Source organism: Luteococcus sp., assembly GCF_043424415.1.
Lineage (GTDB): Bacteria > Actinomycetota > Actinomycetes > Propionibacteriales > Propionibacteriaceae > Luteococcus.
In genome coordinates this window covers 1-4,674 of record NZ_JBHWOO010000146.1, presented here as the reverse complement: position 1 = coordinate 4,674, position 4,674 = coordinate 1, and the positions used below count along the sequence as shown (strand labels likewise).

The 4,674-nt window shown below is 68.5% G+C and carries 6 protein-coding genes; 3 read left to right on the top strand and 3 right to left on the bottom strand.

The features are described 5' to 3' along the window. From folP to ACHFFZ_RS09115, 3 genes are all read right to left on the bottom strand, one after another. A partial coding sequence (folP, locus tag ACHFFZ_RS09125) for a dihydropteroate synthase (RefSeq protein ID WP_394276324.1) occupies positions 1 to 580 on the bottom strand: 580 nt, incomplete at its 3' end. Then, complete coding sequence (gene folE / locus ACHFFZ_RS09120) at positions 577 to 1,182, bottom strand: GTP cyclohydrolase I FolE (RefSeq protein WP_394276325.1); 606 nt, start codon at positions 1,180 to 1,182, stop codon at positions 577 to 579. The genes folE and folP, both read right to left, overlap by 4 nt. A gap of 49 nt (positions 1,183 to 1,231) precedes the next feature. Beyond that, entirely contained in the window at positions 1,232 to 1,498 is a 267-nt protein-coding gene (locus ACHFFZ_RS09115) for a metal-sensitive transcriptional regulator (protein WP_301408284.1), read from the bottom strand. A 138-nt stretch (positions 1,499 to 1,636) separates the two neighbouring features. On the opposite strand from ACHFFZ_RS09115, the gene ACHFFZ_RS09110 reads away from it, so the two are divergent. The 3 genes from ACHFFZ_RS09110 (at position 1,637) to ACHFFZ_RS09100 (ending at position 4,657) form a co-directional block, all read left to right on the top strand. Then, positions 1,637 to 2,401, top strand: coding sequence for an MBL fold metallo-hydrolase (locus tag ACHFFZ_RS09110; RefSeq protein ID WP_394276323.1), 765 nt, complete (start codon positions 1,637 to 1,639; stop codon positions 2,399 to 2,401). Further along, positions 2,398 to 3,432 (top strand): LLM class flavin-dependent oxidoreductase, encoded by a 1,035-nt coding sequence (locus ACHFFZ_RS09105; RefSeq protein WP_394276322.1) that lies wholly within the window; start codon positions 2,398 to 2,400, stop codon positions 3,430 to 3,432. Before ACHFFZ_RS09110 ends, ACHFFZ_RS09105 begins: the two co-directional genes overlap by 4 nt. An 82-nt stretch (positions 3,433 to 3,514) precedes the next feature. Further along, entirely contained in the window at positions 3,515 to 4,657 is a 1,143-nt protein-coding gene (locus ACHFFZ_RS09100) for a cytochrome P450 (RefSeq protein WP_394276321.1), read from the top strand. The last annotated feature ends 17 nt before the right edge of the window (positions 4,658 to 4,674 follow it).

The window sequence follows — 4,674 nt, the reverse complement described above, 5'->3', positions numbered from 1 at the left end:
TCTGCTCGTGGGTCTTGGAGAAGCCCAGCCCGACATCGGTGACCAGCCGCTCGGCGGCGATGCCCCCGGCCCGGCAGGCGTCGAGGCGCTCGACCAGCTCGGTCAGCACCTCAGTGGCGACGTCGTCATAGCTGGCATTGGTGTCGCCGGTGCCCAGGAAGCCGCGCCAGTGCATGCACACGAAGTCCAAGTCCAGCCCCGCCACGGTGGGGATCATCCGCTCGTCGGCCATCCCCCCGGAGACGTCGTTGATGATCTTCGCTCCGGCGCGGGCGGTGGCCAGGGCCACGTCGGCGCGCATGGTGTCGACGCTGATGGCGGCACCCTCGGCCGCGAGGGCCTCGACGACGGGCACGACGCGCGCCAGTTCCTCCTCGACGCTGGGACGCACCGCCCCGGGACGGGTCGACTCACCGCCGACGTCGAGGATGTCGGCCCCCTGGGCCAGCAGCTCGCGGCCGTGGGCGATGGCGGTCTCCGTGGTGGCCCACCTGCCGCCGTCGCTGAAGGAGTCCGGGGTGACGTTGACGATGCCCATCACCATGGTGCGGCCGGGCACTGCGGGGACGACGGGTTTCATCGGTGACCTCCCATGATCAGGGCCATCGCCTCGGCGCGGGTGGCCGGTTCGCGCAGATAGCCCCGCACGGCGCTGGTGACGGTCTTGGCGCCGGGCTTGCGGACGCCGCGCATGGTCATGCACAGGTGTTCGCACTCGATGACGACGATCACGCCGCGGGCGTGCAGGTGCTCGACGATCGCGTCGGCCACCTGGGTGGTCAGGCGCTCCTGCACCTGGGGGCGCTTGGCGTACAGGTCCACCAGCCGCGCGAGCTTGCTCAGCCCGGTGACCCGGCCGTCCTTGGCGGGGATGTAGCCGACGTGGGCCACGCCGGTGAAGGGCACCAGGTGGTGTTCGCACATGCTCCACAGCTCGATGTCACGCACCAGCACCATCTCGTCGTGACTGACGTCGAAGGTGGTCCCCAGCAGCTCGGCCGGGTCCTTGCCCACCCCCGCGAACAGTTCCGTGTAGCTGCGGGCCACCCGGGCCGGCGTCTCCTGCAGACCTTCACGGTCCGGGTCCTCGCCGATGGCGAACAGGATCTCTCGGACGGCTGCGGCGATCCGCTCCTGGTCCACCTGGGGTGGGACCTCTGGGAGCGCGCTGGCGTCTGGCATCTGGGTCACCATCCCATCCTAGGTGTTGGTCGCAGATGGATGTCCGAGGCTAGGACAGGGAGAGAAAGAGCTTCTGCAGCTCCTCGTACTCCTCGTCGGACACCTCGTGATCCGGGTCCCGTTGGATGCGCTTCATGGTGGTGAAGATGATGGCAAATCCGGCGCGATCCAGAGCACCCGAGACGGTGGCCAGGCTGTGCACAGCGGTCGAACACTCCTGCCCCTCCTCGATCTGTCGGATCACGAGGTCGAGCTGACCCCGCGCGCGCTTGAGTCGGTTGACCACCGGCCTCATTTCCTGCGGATCCATCTCCATGACAACTCCCGACGTGCGTTCAACGACCTCTACGAAGATACCCCATGGGTATCTTGAATACCCCGGGGGTATATGCCATGCTGGAGGAAAGACCCCTATCGAAAGGCGCACGCCATCCCCTCGACAGACATCACGCTCGTGGGCGGCCCCACCGTCCTGTTCACCTATGCAGGACTGACCGTCCTGACCGATCCCACCTTCGATGCCCCGGGTGAGTTCCCCGTCGCCGGAACCCCCCTGGTGATGACCAAGACCGACGGCCCCGGCGTCGCACTGGAAGACCTGCCCGACATCGACCTCGTCCTGCTCTCCCACGACGAGCACGAGGACAACCTCGACAACTCCGGACGCGAACTCGCCCAAGGTGTCGAGCACGTTGTCAGCACCGCCGAGGCAGGCCAGCGTGAAGACTGGATCCAAGGACTCGAAGCCTGGCAGGAGACCACCCTCACCGCCCCCGACGGCAGTGCCGTTCACATCACCGCTGTCCCCGCCCTGCACGGCCCCGAAGGGTGCGAGCCCGTGAGTGGCACCGTCACCGGCTTCGTCCTGCACGCAGATGGCCTGCCCAACGTGTACGTGAGCGGCGACAATGCCTCCCCGGCGCTGGCCGGGCAGGTGGCCGAACGATTCCCCGAGACCAGCCTCGCGATCCTGTTCGCCGGTGGAGTCCGTCACGGAGAGCAGATGCTCGACAACCAGCCCCTCACCATGACCAGTGAGGACACTGCCCGTGTCGCTGGCCTCTTCCCCCAGGCGCAGGTGGTGCCCGCCCACATCGACGGCTGGGCGCACTCCCGTGAGCACGCTGACCAGCTGCAGGCCGCCTTCGAGGCCGCCGGAGTCGCCGATCGCCTGCACCTGCTGGCACCCGGAGAAAGCACCACATTGGAGCTCGCATGAGCGCCGACTTCACCCTCTCCGTCCTTGACAATGCCTTCACCGGCCACGGCATCACCGCGCAGGAGAGCCTGGCCGAGGTGGTCGCCCTGGCTCGCACTGCCGAGGAACGCGGCTACCAGCGCTTCTGGATGAGCGAGCACCACGGGATGCCCGGAGCCGCCACCTCCTCGCCCCAGATGATGCTCGCCCGCCTCACCGGTGAGACCAGCACCATCCGACTGGGCGCCGGCGGCGTGATGCTGCCCAACCACGCCCCGCTTCTGGTGGCCGAGCAGTTCGGCATGCTCGACGCGCTTGCCCCGGGCCGCATCGACTTGGGTCTGGGGCGTGCGCCGGGCACCGACCATGCCACCGCCATGGCGCTGCGCCGCCACCACGAGGCCAATGACCACTTTCCCCAGCAGGTCGAGGAACTCGTCGGCTTCCTGGGTGACGACTTCCCCGCCGGACACCCCTACGCCGCGGTGCACGCCGTGCCCGGCCCCTGGCAGGCCGCCGAGAACGGCGTTGCCCCCGCTGCTGGACCCGAGCTGTGGATCCCCGGATCGTCGCCCCACTCGGCGCAGCTGGCCGCCCAACTCGGACGTACCTATGCCTTCGCCCTGCAGTTCGGTGGGGCCGATGTGCTCGGCGCCATCAAGATCTACCGTGACAACTTCCAGCCCTCGCGACACCTGGCCGAGCCCCACACCCTGCTCAGCGTCAGCACCGTCGCCCACGACGATCCCCAAGAGGCTCGACGTCAGGCCCGCTCGGGGGCGATGGCGATGCTGCGCATGTTCCAACGCAAACCCTTCAGCCTGCTCACTCCCGACCAGGTGGATGCCTACCGTGCGAGCCCGCAGGAGCAGGAAGTGATCGCCTCCTACACCGCCAACACACTGCACGGCACCGGCGCGCAGGTGGGTGAGGGCATCGAGCGATTGAACGAGCAGGTTCAGGCCGACGAGGTCATGCTGGTGGTGACGGGGCATTCACGCCAGGTACTGCGTCGCACCCTCGAGCTGGTGGCCGACCACTTCGGCATGTGACGCGGAGGCGACTGCCGCGCCGCGAGGAACAAGGGACCTCCCCCATCGGGACCAGGACGGACCGTCTGGCTACCGTGGAGACATGGATGCCCAGACCGACCCCCGAACCGAGTATGACCGCCTCCTGCACGCCGGATGCCCCGTACAACGGCAGGCCGATGGCAGTTGGCTGGTGAGCGGCCATGCCGAGGTGGTGGCCGCGGCCACCGATCCCCAGACCTTCTCCAGTGCCGTCTCGCGTTTCCTGCAAGTTCCCAATGGCCTCGACGGCGACGAGCACGCCCGCTACCGACGGGTGGTCGATTCCTTCATGACCAGCCAGCAGGTGGACGCCTTGCAGGAGGGCTGCCAGCGCATCGCCGACCAGGTGGTCGAGGACCTTCCCCGCGGCCAGCGCCTAGACGTCGTGAGCGACCTCGGGGCGCCCTTCGCGGTGAAGGCACAGTGCCACTGGTTGGGCTGGCCAGCCCGGATCGAGCCAGTCCTGGTGGACTGGATGGCCGACAACCAGCGCGCCACCGCCGCACGCGATGATGCCGCCCTGGCGGAGGTGGCCGAACGCTTCGACGCCATCGTGGGCGAGCAGGTGGCGGCGCGTCGTCGTGGCGAGAGCCCCGACGACGTCACCGGGCAATTGGCCCGCGCCACGGTGGAGACTGCCGATGGCGGTCAGCAGCCCCTCAATGATGCCGAGGTGGTGTCGATCCTGCGCAACTGGACTGCCGGCGACCTGGGCTCGCTGGCCGTCTGCCTGGGGGTACTGGTGCATTCGCTGGCCGTCGCACCCGAGCTGCAGCAGGAACTGCGCGAGATTGCAGCGGACCTTCCCGGCCGGCGCGACGATTTCGACCGGGCCATCGACGAGCTGCTGCGCATCGATGACCCCTTCCTGTCCAACCGCCGCGTCACCACGCGTGAGGTGGAGCTGGGCGGCCAGCAGCTGCCTGCCGGGGAGCGCGTCGTGCTGGCCTGGACCGGCGCCAACCGTGATCGACGCGTCTTCCCGGATCCGGACCACCATGACCCGCAGGGCCATGCGGCCCAGAACCTGGTCTATGGCATCGGTCCCCATGTGTGCCCCGGCCGTGAGCTGGCGACCATGGAGCTGCGGGTGGTGCTCACCGCGCTGCTTCGGGGGACGACGAACATCACCCCCGACGGGACTGGCGACCGCAACGATGCTCCCCTCGGTGGCTGGGCCGAGGTGCCCGTTGTGCTGGACTGACCTCGTACTCGGCTGAG

Bases quoted from the DNA above. Each gene is read 5' to 3' on its own strand.
- ACHFFZ_RS09105 (WP_394276322.1), top strand. From the start codon at position 2,398: ATGAGCGCCGACTTCACCCTCTCCGTCCTTGACAATGCCTTCACCGGC.
- folE (WP_394276325.1), bottom strand. From the start codon at position 1,182: ATGCCAGACGCCAGCGCGCTCCCAGAGGTCCCACCCCAGGTGGACCAG.
- ACHFFZ_RS09100 (WP_394276321.1), top strand. From the start codon at position 3,515: ATGGATGCCCAGACCGACCCCCGAACCGAGTATGACCGCCTCCTGCAC.
- ACHFFZ_RS09115 (WP_301408284.1), bottom strand. From the start codon at position 1,498: ATGGAGATGGATCCGCAGGAAATGAGGCCGGTGGTCAACCGACTCAAG.